This window comes from Mordavella massiliensis, assembly GCF_016902415.1.
GTDB classification, from domain to species: domain Bacteria; phylum Bacillota; class Clostridia; order Lachnospirales; family Lachnospiraceae; genus Merdimonas; species Merdimonas faecigallinarum.
The window spans coordinates 42,364-56,929 of record NZ_JACJLV010000002.1 but is presented as its reverse complement, the minus strand read 5'-3'; the positions used below and the strand labels follow the sequence as shown (position 1 = coordinate 56,929).

The following is a 14,566-nucleotide window of genomic DNA, read 5'->3' as shown; positions in this document are numbered from 1 at the left end:
GCAAGTTTTTAACTCTAATCTTGCAAATCGTCGTCTTCATCGTCATCCAGAAGATGACGCATCTTTTCCACCTCAGACTCCATAGAATCCTGCTCTTTCACCTGTTCGGAGAAATTTTTCTCCTTCTTTCCAACCCTTCTGGAATGCATCATAAATTGAACGATTATTCCTATCACCGCAATGACTGCGCCGATTCCAATACCGATCCAGACGTTTTCCCCAAGTCCGGCCAGGACCGCGATATTGGTTCCCGCTGTCACGCCTCCGCTCAGCCCGGTCACGATGATCACAAACGGCTCCACATAGATCACAGCCAGGATCGCAACCACCAGAGCCGCCACGGCACATACCCCTGTCAGCACCACCGACTGGGGCTGAAGGATGGAAGAAGCGATTCCCAGCACCTGGAGAAACACCAGGAAAAATACGCCGATCCGGTACAAAAACCAGGAAAGCACCGCCAGGATTACACCGGCCGCCACTACGACTCCTGCAAAGGCCAGCCCGTCCAGCCCGGCCACCAGGGCAATGACCGCTCCGATCAGAGCGCCCACAAAGAAGCCCACCAGGGCTCCCAGAAACTTCACAAGCTTCAATCCAAAGAAACAGATCAGCAGTCCGACCACGATACCCGCCGCCGCGGCTCCTACGCCGACTGCCGCTCCGCCTTCCGCGAATACATTCAGCTGCTGCCCCTCCACGATCTGGTTCAGCTGCTCCTGAATTCCACTTAACTGTTCCATCTTTTTATTCTCCTTTGTCCCTTATTCTTATCTCGCTTTGTATACTCCAATTTTTATTTCCCTTATTATACCAGTAAATCCCCGATCAGTAAAGTTTTCCGAAAAAAAAGAGCGCCCCAGATCCGGGCGCTCCGCATGTACACCTTTTAGAACAGTGCAACCGCTCCTGTATCAACACCGTTGATCACATAGTATACCGCACTCTCTTCCGGCTTGATATAAAGATCCATGGTCTTGATCTCTCCGACTTTTCTGCCGGACTTTGTCCATGCCTTCTTTACATTTGCAACAATCGTTTTTTCATCCATCTGCTGTCCGTAATATTCCACAATCGCATTTACCTTGATGTCTTTCTTTGCTGTGGTCTTCTTCGCTGTCGTCTTCTTTGCAGCAGCCTTAGCCGGCGCTTTCTTCTCTTCCGCCGCTTTTACTGTAGTCTTCTTCTCTTCTGTCTTTACTGCTGCCTTCTCGGTCGTTGTCTTTGCCGCGGGAGTCTTAGCTGGCTCTGCAGCCTTTGTCACAGTCGCTGTTTTCTTTGTTTCTGTACTTGTACTTGCTTTTTTTGTAGCCATGATAATTCCTCCTCAATTTGCCAGGTTTCTGCCTGACCATGAATTATTATAACACATTGTAAAAAAAAAGCAATTGTGAATCAATTGACAAACTGCAACAACAATCCTGCCGCAACAGCCACAATATACAGCATAATCATGATTTTTACGTTTTCTTTCCGGTTCCGGTTCACTTTAAAGAGCACGATCAGCCCGGCCCCCGCCCCGGTACACAACCCGGACACCACAGAAGCAAAGGAGATCGCCCCGCTAAGATAAAGCTCTGTTAAGATCACCGAAGCCGCGCAGTTGGGGATCAGTCCGATCACCGCGGCGATCACTGGCTGGAATACCGTATCTCCCAGCAGAAATTCGGAAAGCCCCTGTATGCCAAAGATCTCCACGCACAGATCCAGGATCCAGGTAAAAAGAAAAAGATAGAGGAACAATCGAAAGGTATGTCTCCAGGCCGGCATCAGGATCCCCGCGTGATCTGCATGGCAGCCGCAGTTTACGCACAGGATGCCCTCTTCCTTTTTCCCGGACAGCCGGTCTTTCAGGCACAGATCCGCCACATACCCGCCTGCAATGGCGATCACCACCTTGACCGCCAGGAGACGCCCCACCTCCGGGGCATACTGCGGATTCCCAAGGAGGATCAGCACCGCCTCATCGGAAGTGGCGAGGAACACCGCCAGAAGGGTTCCCACGGAAATGACCCCGCCTGCGTACAGATTCGCCGCCATAACGGAAAACCCGCATTGCGGCACGCAGCCTGCAGCCGCGCCCACAACAGGCCCCGCCTTCCCTACTTTTTCCATGATTCTTGCGCTGTGCTTTCCCGAGTAATGCTCCAGGCCCTCGATCAGCAAAAAAGCCGCAAATAAAAACGGCAGCATGCGCAGACAGTCCGCGCATGCGTGCTCTAATGTATGCAATAAAATTTCCATTCGATTCCTTTCTAGCCGTCAACCGTTACCAGTATCTTCTTTTCTTTCAACACCTGCTCGATCAGATCCAGCGTCTCCTCGCTGTCTGCCGTGATCAGGTGGTAATGATAATTGGAAGTGATATTCTTAAGCGGACTGGACCTGCCGCTTCGCATATCCTCCAGAAACCGCCCCACATCTCTCCGGGACCGAATATTCAAGTCCGCTTCCAGACGCCCATACACCCGGTGCTGCACCACCACATTTTTCACGCAGCCGCCCAGATCCACCACCGCGCACAGCTCCGCCTCCAGCTGGTCGTCCGTATGGCACACCTTCAAAAGCCGGGATACCTCCCCGGTCCCGGCCAGCACATATCCCCGGTTGGTGGAGATCACCTCATAACCGGCCGCCCGCAAAAGCGCGATATCCTGCACGATCACCTGCCGGCTCACCTGATAACAGGCCGCCAGCGCAGCGCCGGAGACCGGGCTGTTGCTTTCCCGGATCCGCCGGATCATATCATTTCTTCTGTCTGTTCCTGTCATACCCAAATCCATCTCCCGTTATTTCCGCGAAAATATATGCTTGAGAAATACGTACATGACGATACAAAATGCGATCACATACCCAAAAGCTCCCAGAGCCGGGATCCCCATGATCTTCGGCTTCATATCTGTCGTACAGATAATACTGGAGCTGATCAGAAGGGCCATCACCCACAGGCCCATCACAATATTCCGGACCATCCGGCGCAAAAGCCGCTCCAGTTCCACAGACGCATGAAGGTCCAGATTCACTTTGGTCTGTCCTTTCATATATCCGTGCAGCATATCTGACACAAGCGCAGGGATATCCAGCGCCTTATGTATGGACCGGAAAATGGTCTTGCCGCTGTTTTTCAGCTCCTTCTTCCAGTCCCTTCCCAGAAGATACCTGCCCGCCATCCGCCGGGAGGCGATCTCGATCATATTAATGTCCGGGGCAATATCCGCCAGCACACCTTCCATGTGCGTCAGTCCCCGGGCCAGCATCGTCAGCCCGTGCGGCATGATGATCTTATTCTCCTTCATGACCTCCATCAGATCCATCATCACTTCCGCGATATCGATCTGCCCGAGATCCAGGGAACCGTACTTGCTCATCAGCTCACTGATCCCTTCATACAATACGCTGGGATCCGGCTTTTCCTTAAACTCTCCCAGCTCCATCACCACATCCTGGATGACGCCGATATCGTTCATGGCTATGCCTTCCACCGCACGCCCGATCAGTTCCCTGTCCCGGTCGGTGAGGCGCCCCATCATGCCCATGTCCATCCAGACGATCTTACCTTCCCGGATCTTTACATTGCCCGGATGGGGATCCGCATGGAAGAATCCGTCCTCCATGACCTGCTTGATATAATTATCCACCAGCTTGCTGCCGATCTCCTGGAGATCGTACCCATTTTCCAGCAGATATTCCTTATCATTGACGCCGCAGCCTTCGACAAACTCCATCACCAGGACCTGCATGGTGGTATACTCCTGATAGATCCTGGGCGTATCCACATAAGCCACATCCTGGTTATTCTTGCGGAATTCTTCCATATTGGCCGCTTCCGTCAGGAAGTTCATCTCTTCCCTGGTCACGCTCCACAGTTCATCCAGCACCATGTTCAGGTCCACCATGCCCTTGATGCTCACCGGCGGCACCAGCTTCACCGCCTTATGAAGAAGCGCAATATCCCTGGCCATGGTCTCATAGATCCCTTTTCTCTGGACCTTCACCACCACAGGGCTTCCATCCAGCAGCACCGCCCGGTGCACCTGGGCGATCGACGCCGAACCAAGCGGCGTCTCATCGATCTCCGCAAACACCTCATAGAAGGGGCAGCCATAAGCGGTCTCGATCACCTCCGCCACTTCCGGGAACGGCATGGGAGCCACATCATAACACAGCCGCATCAGCTCGTCACAGTACCGCTTGGGCAAAATGTCCGAATGCATGGACATAATCTGGCCGATCTTAATAAAGGTTGGTCCCAGATCCTCCAGGATCAGCCGCAGCTTTTCCGGCGTCACGCCCTTTGTAATACTGTGCCTGCGCAGGACCGCGGTAATTTCCCGCAGCCTTCCTTTTTGCTCTGTCGCTGGTTCTTTACTCATCCATACCCTCTTCTTTACACTCTTCTTTTGCCTGGATCCGCTCCTTTAACAGCGCGATCTGCTCCGGCGTCATCTCATCCAGCAGAGTATCCAGGTCTTCGGGAGAAGAAGCCTTTACAGACAAATTTACCTTATCTTTCATGGTCTTCTTAATGTTATGCTTCAACTCTTCATTCAGGGCCTTCCCCTGCTCTACGGTCAGTTCACCCTTTTTCACCATCTCGTCCAACAGTTCTTTGGACTTTTCTCCTGTAACTGCTACCGCTCCGATCCCTGCAAGGATCACTTTCTTAATGTTATCGCCAAAGTTTTCCATATGATTTTCTCCTTTCTACTTGCTTTATCCTTTACATGATGCCCGGGAAATCATCCGATGATCCCAAGAGCCTCAACAAATTCTAAGATTTTCGGCAGAAAAATGATGCATCCGCTGACCGCCGCCATGATGGCCGCGATCAGCACCGCCCCTGCCGCCGTATCTTTGGCGATCTTAGCCAGAGGCTTTCGCTCCTCCGTTACCAGATCCACCACCGCTTCCACCGCCGTATTCACCAGCTCCAGCGCCATCACCAGTCCGAAAAGGACCAGGCAGATACACCACTCCGTGGCAGAAAGCCCCAGAACCGTGCCGAAAAACACCACCAGGATCATGGCCGCCGTGTGGATCCGCATGTTGCGTTCTTTGCGGATCCCGGTCAGGATTCCCTCAAAAGCATAGCCAAAGGTCTTGCGAAGCGGCGGTTTTTTCTCTCGTTTCATATCCGTCACCTTAACTTTCCCTACGCGTCAAACAGCTCGGTAGAAAAATAGCGTTCTGCCGTATCCGGCAGGATGGTAACCACCGTCTTGCCCTTTCCCAGTTTCTTCGCCATCCGAAGAGCCGCCGCCACATTGGTGCCGCCGGTGATGCCGCACATCAGGCCCTCTTTTGCCGCCAGCTCTCTTGCCGTGGCAAGCGCCTCCTCATCGGTCACGATCACGATGTCCTGGTACACATCCTGATGCAGGATCTTCGGGATCACGCCGTCTCCGATTCCCATCTGGATATGGCTTCCCACTTCCTTACCGGAGAGGATCGCCGCATGCTCCGGTTCGATCGCCCAGATCAGGATATCCGGATTTTGCTCCCGCAAAGCCTCGCCCACGCCGGTGATGGTGCCGCCGGTGCCAATACCGGAGCAGAATCCGTGGATCGGCTTACCTGCCTGCTTTAGAATCTCCTGTCCGGTCTGTTCCCTGTGCGCCTGGCTGTTAGCCTCATTTTCAAACTGCTGCGGCACAAAGACATTCGGATCGTCTTTCGCCATCTGAAGGGCCGTCTGCATACACTTCTCAATGCATGCGCCGATATTTCCCTCGTCATGGATCAGCACCACTTCCGCCCCATAGTTCTTCACCAGCTTACGCCGTTCCTCACTGACAGAATCTGGCATAATGATCCGGGTCTTATATCCCTTCACCGCGCCGATCAGCGCAAGGCCGATCCCCTGGTTGCCGCTTGTCGGCTCCACGATGATCGTATCCGGCCCGATCCTGCCGTCCTTCTCAGCCGCCTGAATCATATTCAGGGCCGTGCGGGTCTTCACAGAACCGCCGATATTCACCGCCTCAAACTTCACCAGCACTTCCGCATCCTCAGGATCTGTCATCCGGTTCAGCCGGATCAGGGGTGTATTTCCTACAGCTTCCAAAACGTCGTGATATATCATAGTCTTACCTTCCTTACTGAAAAAATACCTTTTAACACGTTGCTTCTTCCTAAAATAATAGACCAAATCATTGACAAAGGCAATTCCATTTGTTAAATTATATTCGAAAGTTCACAAAATGTTTATTTGCCGCCGGGTAATCGAAGCGCTTGCTCTGTATCGTTAGGCCATAGAAGATACAGTCCAGACGCTTTTTCTTTTTGCAAAATTCATATTCCCGGCAGGCTTTTCTGCCATCTGAAAGGAGAAAAAAATATGGAATGGTTTTATCTTGTCATCGCCGGAGGGCTGGAAGTCTTCTGGTCCACCTGTCTGAAATTTTCCGAAGGATTTACTGTCCTGAAATTCACGATCCTCACCGTGATCGGCATGATCTTCAGCTTTGTGTTTCTGTCCCAGGCCACCAAAGTCCTGCCCCTTGGCACTGCTTACGCCGTCTGGACCGGCATCGGAGCCCTGGGCGCCGTGATCGCAGGTATCGTCCTTTTTCACGAATCCGTCTCTCCGGTGAGGCTCTTCTTCGTGGCTCTTTTGCTCATCGGGATCATCGGGCTAAAGGCCACCTCAGCCGCGTAAGCAAAAGACCGGACAGAATGTTTCTAATATTGTACTTGGTTTTCCGGCGTTTATCGCCTATAATGTTACCAGAAACTTTTCTATAATGAATGGACATAAATGAAGGGAGATCTTACGATATGACAACAGTAACAGAAGCAATCCGCTATGTGGGTGTCAACGACCACCATGTAGACCTCTTTGAAGGACAGTATCCCGTTCCCAACGGAATGGCCTACAACTCCTATGTGATCCTGGACGAAAAGACCGCAGTCATGGACACCGTAGATATCCTCTTTACAGAAGAATGGCTGAAAAATGTAGCCGAAGCACTCGGCGGACGCAAACCCGACTATCTGGTGATCCAGCACATGGAGCCGGACCACTCCGCCAGCATCGAAGCCTTCTTAAAGGTTTATCCGGATACCACCGTAGTGGCAACCGCCAAAGCATTTGCCATGATCGGCCAGTTCTTTGACCTGGATCTGGAAGGCAGAAAACTGGTGGCAGAAAACGGCGCTTCCCTGTCTCTGGGTTCCCATGAACTCCACTTCGTCTTTGCGCCCATGGTACACTGGCCGGAGGTTATGATGACCTATGAAAGCACTGACAAAGTCCTCTTCTCTGCAGACGGATTCGGTAAATTCGGCGCCCTGGACACAGAAGAAGACTGGGACTGCGAAGCCAGACGCTACTATATCGGTATCGTAGGCAAATACGGCGCACAGGTACAGAACGTATTAAAGAAAGCCGCAGACCTGGACATCCAGATCATCTGCCCGCTCCACGGACCAGTATTAAAGGAAAATCTTGCTCATTATCTGGAGAAATACGACATCTGGTCCTCCTACCGGGCAGAGTCCGAAGGCGTCATGATCGCCTATACCTCCGTGTACGGCCACACCAAAGCTGCTGTAGAACTTCTGGCAGACAAGCTGAGGGAAAAGGGCTGCCCCAAGGTTGTGGTATGCGACCTGGCAAGAGACGAGATGACCGAAGCGGTAGAAGACGCTTTCCGCTACGGCAAACTGGTGCTTGCCACCACCACCTACAATGCCGACATCTTCCCGTTCATGAAGCACTTTATCGATCACCTGACCGAACGCAACTACCAGAACCGCACCATCGGCCTGATTGAGAACGGCTCCTGGGCGCCTCTGGCTAACAAGATCATGAAAGGGAAATTCGAAAAGAGCAAAAACATCACCTGGCTGGAGACAGAAGTCACCATCAAATCCGCTCTGAACGCTGAAAGCAGCGCACAGATCGAAGCCATGGCAGACGAACTGTGCCGGGAGTAATTGAGAAGATAAGAAATATGCTGCACTGACCTTCGCGCCGTGCAGCATATTTTTTTGCCAGACTCCGAAACACATTCCCAAAGATGCCAGAATTCTTCCTTCAGAATATACTGATCGACTTCCAGCTTATAACTTTCAAATTCATACTCCGGGTGGGCTGCCAGATAGACAAGATAGACGTCCGGATCCGCACGCAGAAGCTTCCGTCCGATCTCTATCCCGTTTACCGGACTCATTTCGATCATCGTCCTGACCATACCCCTCTGCCGTAAAACTCATTTGAAGATATTATACTCCCCGATTTCTGTAATGTCACCCCTTTGGCCACCACTGGTTGTATAATTGACCTTGAGTTTTATCGTTTTCTGACAATCTAGGATTCCCGGACCCTCCTCGCCGAAATCCGGTACAGGGAGATCACGCAGAGGATACCCATGACCACCTGGGCGATCCCGGAAGAAAAGTCCCAGATCACAAAGAAATAAATGGTCCACAGGGCAATATTGATCAGCAGAAAGATCTTCACGCAAAATACATCCCGGAAATAATAATTGGCAACTGTCCAGATCAGGGTGGCCAGCACCGGAAAAAGCCCTGCCAGCCCCTTGGTGTTCAAAAGCACGCCGCCTGCCGTGATCACGATGCTCAGGCCAATCATCCAGTTTCTGGTATATTTATTTTCCATGATCAATACATTCCGGAAGATCGCCAGAGACAGGGTCACAAGTCCCGAATACGATCCAAACACTACAGACGACAGGCAGAGAATCCCGTTTTCCGCAATCTGATATGTATAGATCTTGCGGGTGTCTGTGGTGCAGCACCCCAGTAGCAGCATCACCGCCGCTGCAAAAGATATGATATTTCCCAAAATAATATGGTTCATGAATGATTTTCCTTCTTTCATTGTAAAAATGATAACTCCACTCCAAATATTATCGCAGATGGCTGCGGGATACAATATGAATCTTTCTTTTTTCTGCCGGAATTGCCAAAAAGCCTCATGGACACCAGCATACATCTGCCATCCATGAGGCTTTCTTCTCTTTTTTAGTCCAGCATCCGGCTGCATTTTTCCAGGACACGCAGGATCGGATGGAACAGGACCAGGCACAGGACAAAGTTCCCGGCTCCGTGGATCAGGTCATAGGGGATCCCTGCCACCCACCAGGACACCATCATCCCCGGCCCTCCGATAAACAGGTAGGGGATCGCGCACAGCGCGCCAAATCCCAGGCCGAAGGCCCCGCTCATTACTGCGTAGACAAGGGCCTGCCGGCATCCGCTTTTTTGCATGATCAGCGTGATCACCACCAGCAGGGGCCACACATACAGATAGTTGATGACCCACAGGTTCATCCCCCACACCAGGCATTCCACGCCTACGAATGCAAATACGGCGGGGAGCGCCTTTTTACCGAATACGATGGTGTAAATAATAAACAGAAAACTCACCAGTTCGATATTGGGCAAAAATGCCAGCGCAGTTTTTGCCGCTTCCACTGTGGCCGTCATCATTCCGATCAGAACAATATCTTTTGCTTTCCATTTCGTCCTGCTATTCATAAGACATTACTCTCCGGCAGCAACCTCGTAAGCCAGACGGTATGTTCCGCCGTCCTCTACCGGCTGGGTGTCCGCGCTGTACTGGCCGTACTCGCCGTCGACATAGATTGCCCAGTATGCGCCGTCCGTATCATAATCTGCGGTCAGGCCATTTACGGTATTGATGTACAGCCCGTAATCATCCTCGTCGCCCTCGTAAGAGAAGTCTTCGCTTTCCGCCGCTTCATCCATAAGTTCACGCAGCGTCTCCACATCAGTGGAAAGTTCATAAGACGTCACCTCTCCGGCGTCATCCATGACCTCCAGGGTACAGGTCTTGGAGCCTTCTTTTGTCTTTGGCCCTGCAACAAAATAAACGACTGCGAAAATAACTGCGATCACAATCACTGCCGCCAGGGCAATCCAGATTTTCTTTTTGCTTTTCTGCATCTTCTTTTCTCCTTTTCTTCTTTGATGAAGTTGAAAGGTACTAATCCATTTCCATTTAGCAAAAACGCCCGCTTCCACAGGGAAACGGGCGTACTTCACGCATGATTACCGCAGTTTGCGGCGGATGTACAACCAGTTACTCGTGGTTTGGAAAAGATCCTGTACAGCAACAGGCAGGTCTCCTGGCTCACAGATCATCATGCGTATCCGCCTTCCCGATCTCTCAGTGGCATTGCCGGTTACGCACTCCCTGATTACAGTGACGAGTTCGCACAGGATTTGCACCTGTTTCCCTTTTCACCAAATCAGCTTCCTGAATTGACACCTGTCGCTTCTTTCATTCAACTATGTTCAGTTATAACATATTTTTCCAGAAAAAACAACGCCCTGTTCAAAAGAACAGGGCGCTGCGGATCATTTGTGATTCGATATCGCTTCCGCTTATTTGTGAGCGATCGCTGCCTGAGCTGCTGCCAGTCTTGCGATCGGTACACGGAACGGTGAGCAGGATACATAATCCAGTCCAAGGCTGTCGCAGAATTCAACAGAGGACGGATCTCCGCCGTGCTCGCCGCAGATACCAAGGTGCATGTTCGGGTTGCTGGATTTTCCAAGCTCGATCGCCATCTTCATCAGCTTGCCAACACCTACCTGATCCAGTTTTGCAAACGGATCGTTCTCGTAAATCTTAGCATCATAGTATGCATTCAGGAATTTTCCTGCGTCATCACGGGAGAATCCGAAGGTCATCTGTGTCAGGTCGTTGGTACCGAAGCAGAAGAAGTCAGCTTCTTTTGCGATCTCGTCAGCGGTAAGAGCAGCTCTCGGGATCTCGATCATGGTACCTACTTCGTACTTCAGGTCGATGCCTGCTGCAGCGATCTCTGCGTCAGCAGTCTCAACTACGAATTTCTTTACGTATTTCAGCTCTTTGATCTCTCCAACCAGCGGGATCATGATCTCCGGCTTGATGGTCCAGTCCGGATGAGCCTTCTGTACTTTGATGGCTGCGCGGATGACAGCTCTTGTCTGCATCTTTGCGATCTCCGGATAAGTAACTGCCAGACGGCATCCACGGTGACCCATCATCGGGTTGAACTCGTGCAGGCTGTCGATTACGGCTTTGATCTGCTCAACAGTCTTGCCCTGAGCCTCAGCCAGTTTCTTGATATCCTCTTCCTCAGTCGGAACGAACTCATGAAGCGGCGGATCCAGGAAACGGATGGTTACCGGATTTCCTTCCAGAGCCTCGTACAGCTCTTCGAAGTCTCCCTGCTGATACGGCAGGACTTTCTCCAGAGCCTTTTCTCTTTCTTCTTCGGTCTCAGAGCAGATCATCTCGCGGAATGCGTCAATTCTGCCTTCTCCGAAGAACATGTGCTCGGTACGGCAAAGGCCGATACCCTCTGCGCCAAGCTCTACTGCCTTCTTAGCGTCTGCCGGTGTATCTGCATTGGTGCGGACTTTCAGTCTTCTGTACTTGTCAGCCCATCCCATGATACGTCCGAACTCGCCTGCGATTGTAGCGTCTACGGTCGGGATGATTCCATCATAAATGCATCCTGTGGATCCATCCAGGGAGATCGGATCTCCTTCGTGGAATTCTTTTCCGCCCAGTGTAAATTTCTTATTTGCCTCGTCCATAACGATGTCGCCGCATCCGGATACACAGCAGGTACCCATACCACGTGCAACAACAGCTGCGTGAGAGGTCATACCACCACGAACAGTCAGGATACCCTGCGCGCTCTTCATACCGGTGATATCTTCCGGAGAGGTCTCCAGACGAACCAGAACAACCTTCTCTCCTCTTTCTGCCCACTCTACAGCATCGTCAGCGGTAAATACGATCTTACCACATGCAGCTCCAGGAGAAGCGCCAAGAGCCTTGCCCATCGGGGTAGCTTTCTTCAGTGCGTCTGCGTCGAACTGCGGATGAAGCAGAGAGTCTAAGTTTCTCGGATCGATCATTGCTACAGCTTCTTCTTCCGTTCTCATGCCCTCGTCAACCAGGTCGCATGCGATCTTCAGAGCAGCCTTTGCAGTTCTCTTACCATTACGTGTCTGCAGCATGTACAGTTTGCCGTGCTCTACGGTAAACTCCATGTCCTGCATGTCTCTGTAGTGAGTCTCCAGAGTCTTGCATACATCTTTGAACTGTGCAAATGCCTCCGGGAATTTTTCTTCCATTTCGGAAATGTGCATCGGAGTACGAACTCCGGCAACAACGTCCTCGCCCTGTGCATTGGTAAGGAATTCTCCGAACAGACCGTTTTCTCCTGTAGCCGGGTCACGGGTAAATGCAACACCTGTACCACAGTCGTCTCCCATGTTACCAAATGCCATCATCTGTACGTTGACAGCAGTTCCCCAGGAGTACGGAATATCGTTGTCACGACGGTATACATTGGCTCTCGGGTTGTCCCAGGAACGGAATACAGCCTTTACAGCGCCCATCAGCTGCTCTTTTGCGTCAGCCGGGAAATCTGTTCCGATCTTCTCTTTGTACTCTGCCTTGAACTGTCCTGCCAGAGTCTTCAGATCTTCTGCTGTAAGCTCAACGTCCTGTTTTACGCCTTTTTCTTCTTTCATCTTGTCGATGAGTTCTTCGAAATATTTCTTGCCGACTTCCATAACAACGTCGGAATACATCTGGATAAATCTTCTGTAGCAGTCCCATGCCCAGCGCGGATTGCCGGATGCTGCAGCAAGTGTCTCTACTACTTCTTCATTCAGACCAAGGTTCAGGATGGTATCCATCATACCAGGCATAGAAGCTCTTGCACCGGAACGAACGGATACAAGCAGCGGATTTTCCTTATCTCCGAACTTCTTTCCTGTGATCTCTTCCAGCTTTGTCATAGCCTCCATGATCTGTCCCATGATCTCATCGTTGATCTGTCTGCCATCCTCATAGTACTGAGTACAAGCTTCTGTTGTTACAGTGAATCCCTGCGGAACCGGCAGGCCTAAGCTTGTCATCTCAGCCAGGTTGGCACCCTTGCCACCGAGAAGGTTTCTCATGTTCGCATTACCTTCGGTGAACATATACACCCATTTTGCCATTTGTCATGACCTCCTAAACTAAATTTTTCTAAGTCGCACATCTATTTTACTGGTTTTACCAATATTCGTCAAGAGTTTTAACAATCTTGAAACACCTGTATTTACATATTTTTCAGGAATGCCAGGTATCCTTTGTAAGCCTCGTAAACATCTGCCTTACTGGTCGTCTCCCAGGGTGCATGCATGGACAGTACCGGCACGCCGCTGTCGATCACTTCCATGCCGTAATTGGCCATGATATAGGCGATAGTTCCGCCGCCGCCCACGTCTACTTTTCCAAGTTCCGCGAACTGGTATGCCACCTGCTCTTCGTCCATAGCCCGGCGGATCTGCGCAAGATATTCTGCATTTGCATCGTTGGAGCCGTTCTTTCCTCTGCTGCCTGTAAATTTATTGAACACCAGCCCTTTACCGAAGAATGCGGAGCTTCTCTTCTCAAATGCGTCCGCGAACATGGGGTCGTAGGCTGCGCTGACATCGGAAGACAGCATTTTAGAGTTCTGCAGGGCTCTTCTTACCTTCAGTTCAGATTCACCGGACTCCATAGCGATCAGCTCTGCCACTACATTTTCAAAGAAGCGGGACTGCATGCCGGTAGCGCCGACACTTCCGATCTCTTCTTTGTCTACCAGGATACAGCACGCGGTACGCTCCGGCACATCCGCATCCAGCATTGCAAAAAGAGAGGTAAAGCCGCAGACACGGTCGTCCTGCCCGTAAGCCAGGATCATGCTGCGGTCGATTCCGCAATCTCTTGCCTTGCCTGCCGGCACGATCTCCAGTTCTGCAGAAACAAAGTCTTCCTCTTCAATATTATAGGATTCTTTGAGGATCTTCACTACATTTGCCTTGACAGCGTCCTTCTCCTCCTTGTCCAGGCCCTCTGCCTCTTCAAGCGGGCAGCTTGCAAGGATCAGATCCAGCTTCTCTCCTTCGATCACCGCGCTGGCCTTCTGCTCCATCTGCTTGGCGGCCAGGTGCACCAGAAGATCAGAGATCACGAATACCGGATCATCGTCCTTTTCCCCAATGCTGACATTGATCACCGTTCCGTCTTTTTTTGCCACAACACCGTGCAGCGCCAGCGGGATCGTAAGCCACTGATACTTCTTAATGCCCCCATAATAATGAGTGTCCAGGTACGCGAACTCATCGCTTTCATAGAGAGGATTCTGCTTCACGTCGATCCTCGGGGAATCGATGTGGGCTCCCAGGATGTTCATGCCCTTTTCCAGCGGCTGTCTGCCGATCTGAAACAGCACAATACTCTTGTCCATGCATACCGCATAGATCTTGTCGCCCGCTTTCAGCGGCGCCTTCGCTTCAGCCAGGCTGACATAGCCCGCCTTCTTTGCCTCCTCCACGGTAATCGCAACACATTCCCTCTCTGTCTTGCCGGCGTCCAGGCACGCCTTGTACCGTTCATTCACCTGGTCAAGCTCTGCCTTCTGGGCAGGCGTGTAGGTTTTCCAAACATTTTTTCTGTCCATGTTTCCAACTCCTTTCTTTGACAATAGTATAACAGGAGACGTAGACTTTTGCAAAAGGTCTACGTCCCAATTTGCAT

General features: G+C 51.4%; 15 protein-coding genes and 1 riboswitch. Of the genes, 2 read left to right on the top strand and 13 right to left on the bottom strand.

Annotation, left to right across the window (positions count from 1 at the left end; genetic code table 11):
- Positions 1–14 precede the first annotated feature (14 nt).
- From H6A13_RS00905 to cysK, 8 genes are all read right to left on the bottom strand, one after another.
- Positions 15–743, bottom strand: coding sequence for an ABC-2 transporter permease (locus H6A13_RS00905; protein WP_204907740.1), 729 nt, complete (start codon positions 741–743; stop codon positions 15–17).
- Between the two features lie 146 nt (positions 744–889).
- On the bottom strand, positions 890–1,315 hold the full coding sequence (locus H6A13_RS00900) for a DUF6465 family protein (RefSeq protein ID WP_204907739.1): 426 nt from the start codon (positions 1,313–1,315) through the stop codon (positions 890–892).
- 80 nt (positions 1,316–1,395) lie between these two features.
- The gene (locus H6A13_RS00895; RefSeq protein WP_204907738.1) at positions 1,396–2,244 is read right to left on the bottom strand and encodes a putative manganese transporter; all 849 of its coding nucleotides are present in this window, start codon (positions 2,242–2,244) and stop codon (positions 1,396–1,398) included.
- 11 nt (positions 2,245–2,255) lie between these two features.
- Positions 2,256–2,771 carry a transcription repressor NadR gene (locus tag H6A13_RS00890; RefSeq protein WP_204907737.1) on the bottom strand — a complete coding sequence of 172 codons (516 nt, stop codon included), beginning with the start codon at positions 2,769–2,771 and terminating at the stop codon, positions 2,256–2,258.
- An 18-nt stretch (positions 2,772–2,789) separates the two neighbouring features.
- A complete protein-coding gene (locus H6A13_RS00885; protein WP_204907736.1) occupies positions 2,790–4,373 on the bottom strand; it encodes an ABC1 kinase family protein in 1,584 nt (527 codons plus the stop codon).
- Complete coding sequence (locus tag H6A13_RS00880; RefSeq protein ID WP_204907735.1) at positions 4,366–4,689, bottom strand: phasin family protein; 324 nt, start codon at positions 4,687–4,689, stop codon at positions 4,366–4,368. The genes H6A13_RS00885 and H6A13_RS00880 overlap by 8 nt, the downstream gene beginning before the upstream one ends.
- Positions 4,690–4,739: 50 nt before the next feature.
- The gene (locus H6A13_RS00875) at positions 4,740–5,132 is read right to left on the bottom strand and encodes a diacylglycerol kinase family protein (RefSeq protein ID WP_204907734.1); all 393 of its coding nucleotides are present in this window, start codon (positions 5,130–5,132) and stop codon (positions 4,740–4,742) included.
- A 20-nt stretch (positions 5,133–5,152) separates the two neighbouring features.
- Positions 5,153–6,082, bottom strand: coding sequence for a cysteine synthase A (gene cysK / locus H6A13_RS00870; protein WP_204907733.1), 930 nt, complete (start codon positions 6,080–6,082; stop codon positions 5,153–5,155).
- 255 nt (positions 6,083–6,337) lie between these two features.
- Here cysK and H6A13_RS00865 point away from each other — a divergent pair, with 255 nt between their 5' ends.
- Both H6A13_RS00865 and H6A13_RS00860 read left to right on the top strand, forming a co-directional pair.
- On the top strand, positions 6,338–6,658 hold the full coding sequence (locus H6A13_RS00865; RefSeq protein ID WP_204907732.1) for a DMT family transporter: 321 nt from the start codon (positions 6,338–6,340) through the stop codon (positions 6,656–6,658).
- Positions 6,659–6,777: 119 nt separating this feature from the next.
- Positions 6,778–7,938, top strand: coding sequence for an FprA family A-type flavoprotein (locus H6A13_RS00860; protein WP_204907731.1), 1,161 nt, complete (start codon positions 6,778–6,780; stop codon positions 7,936–7,938).
- Between the two features lie 373 nt (positions 7,939–8,311).
- On the opposite strand, the gene H6A13_RS00855 is transcribed toward H6A13_RS00860, so the two are convergent.
- The 5 genes from H6A13_RS00855 to H6A13_RS00835 form a co-directional block, all read right to left on the bottom strand.
- On the bottom strand, positions 8,312–8,824 hold the full coding sequence (locus tag H6A13_RS00855; RefSeq protein ID WP_204907730.1) for a YgjV family protein: 513 nt from the start codon (positions 8,822–8,824) through the stop codon (positions 8,312–8,314).
- Positions 8,825–8,988: 164 nt separating this feature from the next.
- Positions 8,989–9,504 carry a hypothetical protein gene (locus tag H6A13_RS00850; RefSeq protein WP_204907729.1) on the bottom strand — a complete coding sequence of 172 codons (516 nt, stop codon included), beginning with the start codon at positions 9,502–9,504 and terminating at the stop codon, positions 8,989–8,991.
- Between the two features lie 6 nt (positions 9,505–9,510).
- On the bottom strand, positions 9,511–9,933 hold the full coding sequence (locus tag H6A13_RS00845) for a DUF4430 domain-containing protein (protein ID WP_204907728.1): 423 nt from the start codon (positions 9,931–9,933) through the stop codon (positions 9,511–9,513).
- Positions 9,934–10,088: 155 nt separating this feature from the next.
- A riboswitch (cobalamin riboswitch) is annotated at positions 10,089–10,277 on the bottom strand.
- Positions 10,278–10,374: 97 nt separating this feature from the next.
- Positions 10,375–12,999, bottom strand: coding sequence for a pyruvate, phosphate dikinase (gene ppdK / locus H6A13_RS00840; protein ID WP_204907727.1), 2,625 nt, complete (start codon positions 12,997–12,999; stop codon positions 10,375–10,377).
- A gap of 101 nt (positions 13,000–13,100) precedes the next feature.
- The gene (locus H6A13_RS00835) at positions 13,101–14,489 is read right to left on the bottom strand and encodes an aminopeptidase (protein WP_204907726.1); all 1,389 of its coding nucleotides are present in this window, start codon (positions 14,487–14,489) and stop codon (positions 13,101–13,103) included.
- Between the last annotated feature and the right edge of the window lie 77 nt (positions 14,490–14,566).

Coding starts and splice junctions, on each gene's coding strand:
- H6A13_RS00900 (WP_204907739.1), bottom strand. CDS start 1,315: ATGGCTACAAAAAAAGCAAGTACAAGTACAGAAACAAAGAAAACAGCG.
- ppdK (WP_204907727.1), bottom strand. CDS start 12,999: ATGGCAAAATGGGTGTATATGTTCACCGAAGGTAATGCGAACATGAGA.
- H6A13_RS00865 (WP_204907732.1), top strand. CDS start 6,338: ATGGAATGGTTTTATCTTGTCATCGCCGGAGGGCTGGAAGTCTTCTGG.
- cysK (WP_204907733.1), bottom strand. CDS start 6,082: ATGATATATCACGACGTTTTGGAAGCTGTAGGAAATACACCCCTGATC.
- H6A13_RS00880 (WP_204907735.1), bottom strand. CDS start 4,689: ATGGAAAACTTTGGCGATAACATTAAGAAAGTGATCCTTGCAGGGATC.
- H6A13_RS00890 (WP_204907737.1), bottom strand. CDS start 2,771: ATGACAGGAACAGACAGAAGAAATGATATGATCCGGCGGATCCGGGAA.
- H6A13_RS00905 (WP_204907740.1), bottom strand. CDS start 743: ATGGAACAGTTAAGTGGAATTCAGGAGCAGCTGAACCAGATCGTGGAG.
- H6A13_RS00845 (WP_204907728.1), bottom strand. CDS start 9,933: ATGCAGAAAAGCAAAAAGAAAATCTGGATTGCCCTGGCGGCAGTGATT.
- H6A13_RS00875 (WP_204907734.1), bottom strand. CDS start 5,132: ATGAAACGAGAGAAAAAACCGCCGCTTCGCAAGACCTTTGGCTATGCT.
- H6A13_RS00895 (WP_204907738.1), bottom strand. CDS start 2,244: ATGGAAATTTTATTGCATACATTAGAGCACGCATGCGCGGACTGTCTG.
- H6A13_RS00860 (WP_204907731.1), top strand. CDS start 6,778: ATGACAACAGTAACAGAAGCAATCCGCTATGTGGGTGTCAACGACCAC.
- H6A13_RS00850 (WP_204907729.1), bottom strand. CDS start 9,504: ATGAATAGCAGGACGAAATGGAAAGCAAAAGATATTGTTCTGATCGGA.
- H6A13_RS00855 (WP_204907730.1), bottom strand. CDS start 8,824: ATGAACCATATTATTTTGGGAAATATCATATCTTTTGCAGCGGCGGTG.
- H6A13_RS00835 (WP_204907726.1), bottom strand. CDS start 14,489: ATGGACAGAAAAAATGTTTGGAAAACCTACACGCCTGCCCAGAAGGCA.
- H6A13_RS00885 (WP_204907736.1), bottom strand. CDS start 4,373: ATGAGTAAAGAACCAGCGACAGAGCAAAAAGGAAGGCTGCGGGAAATT.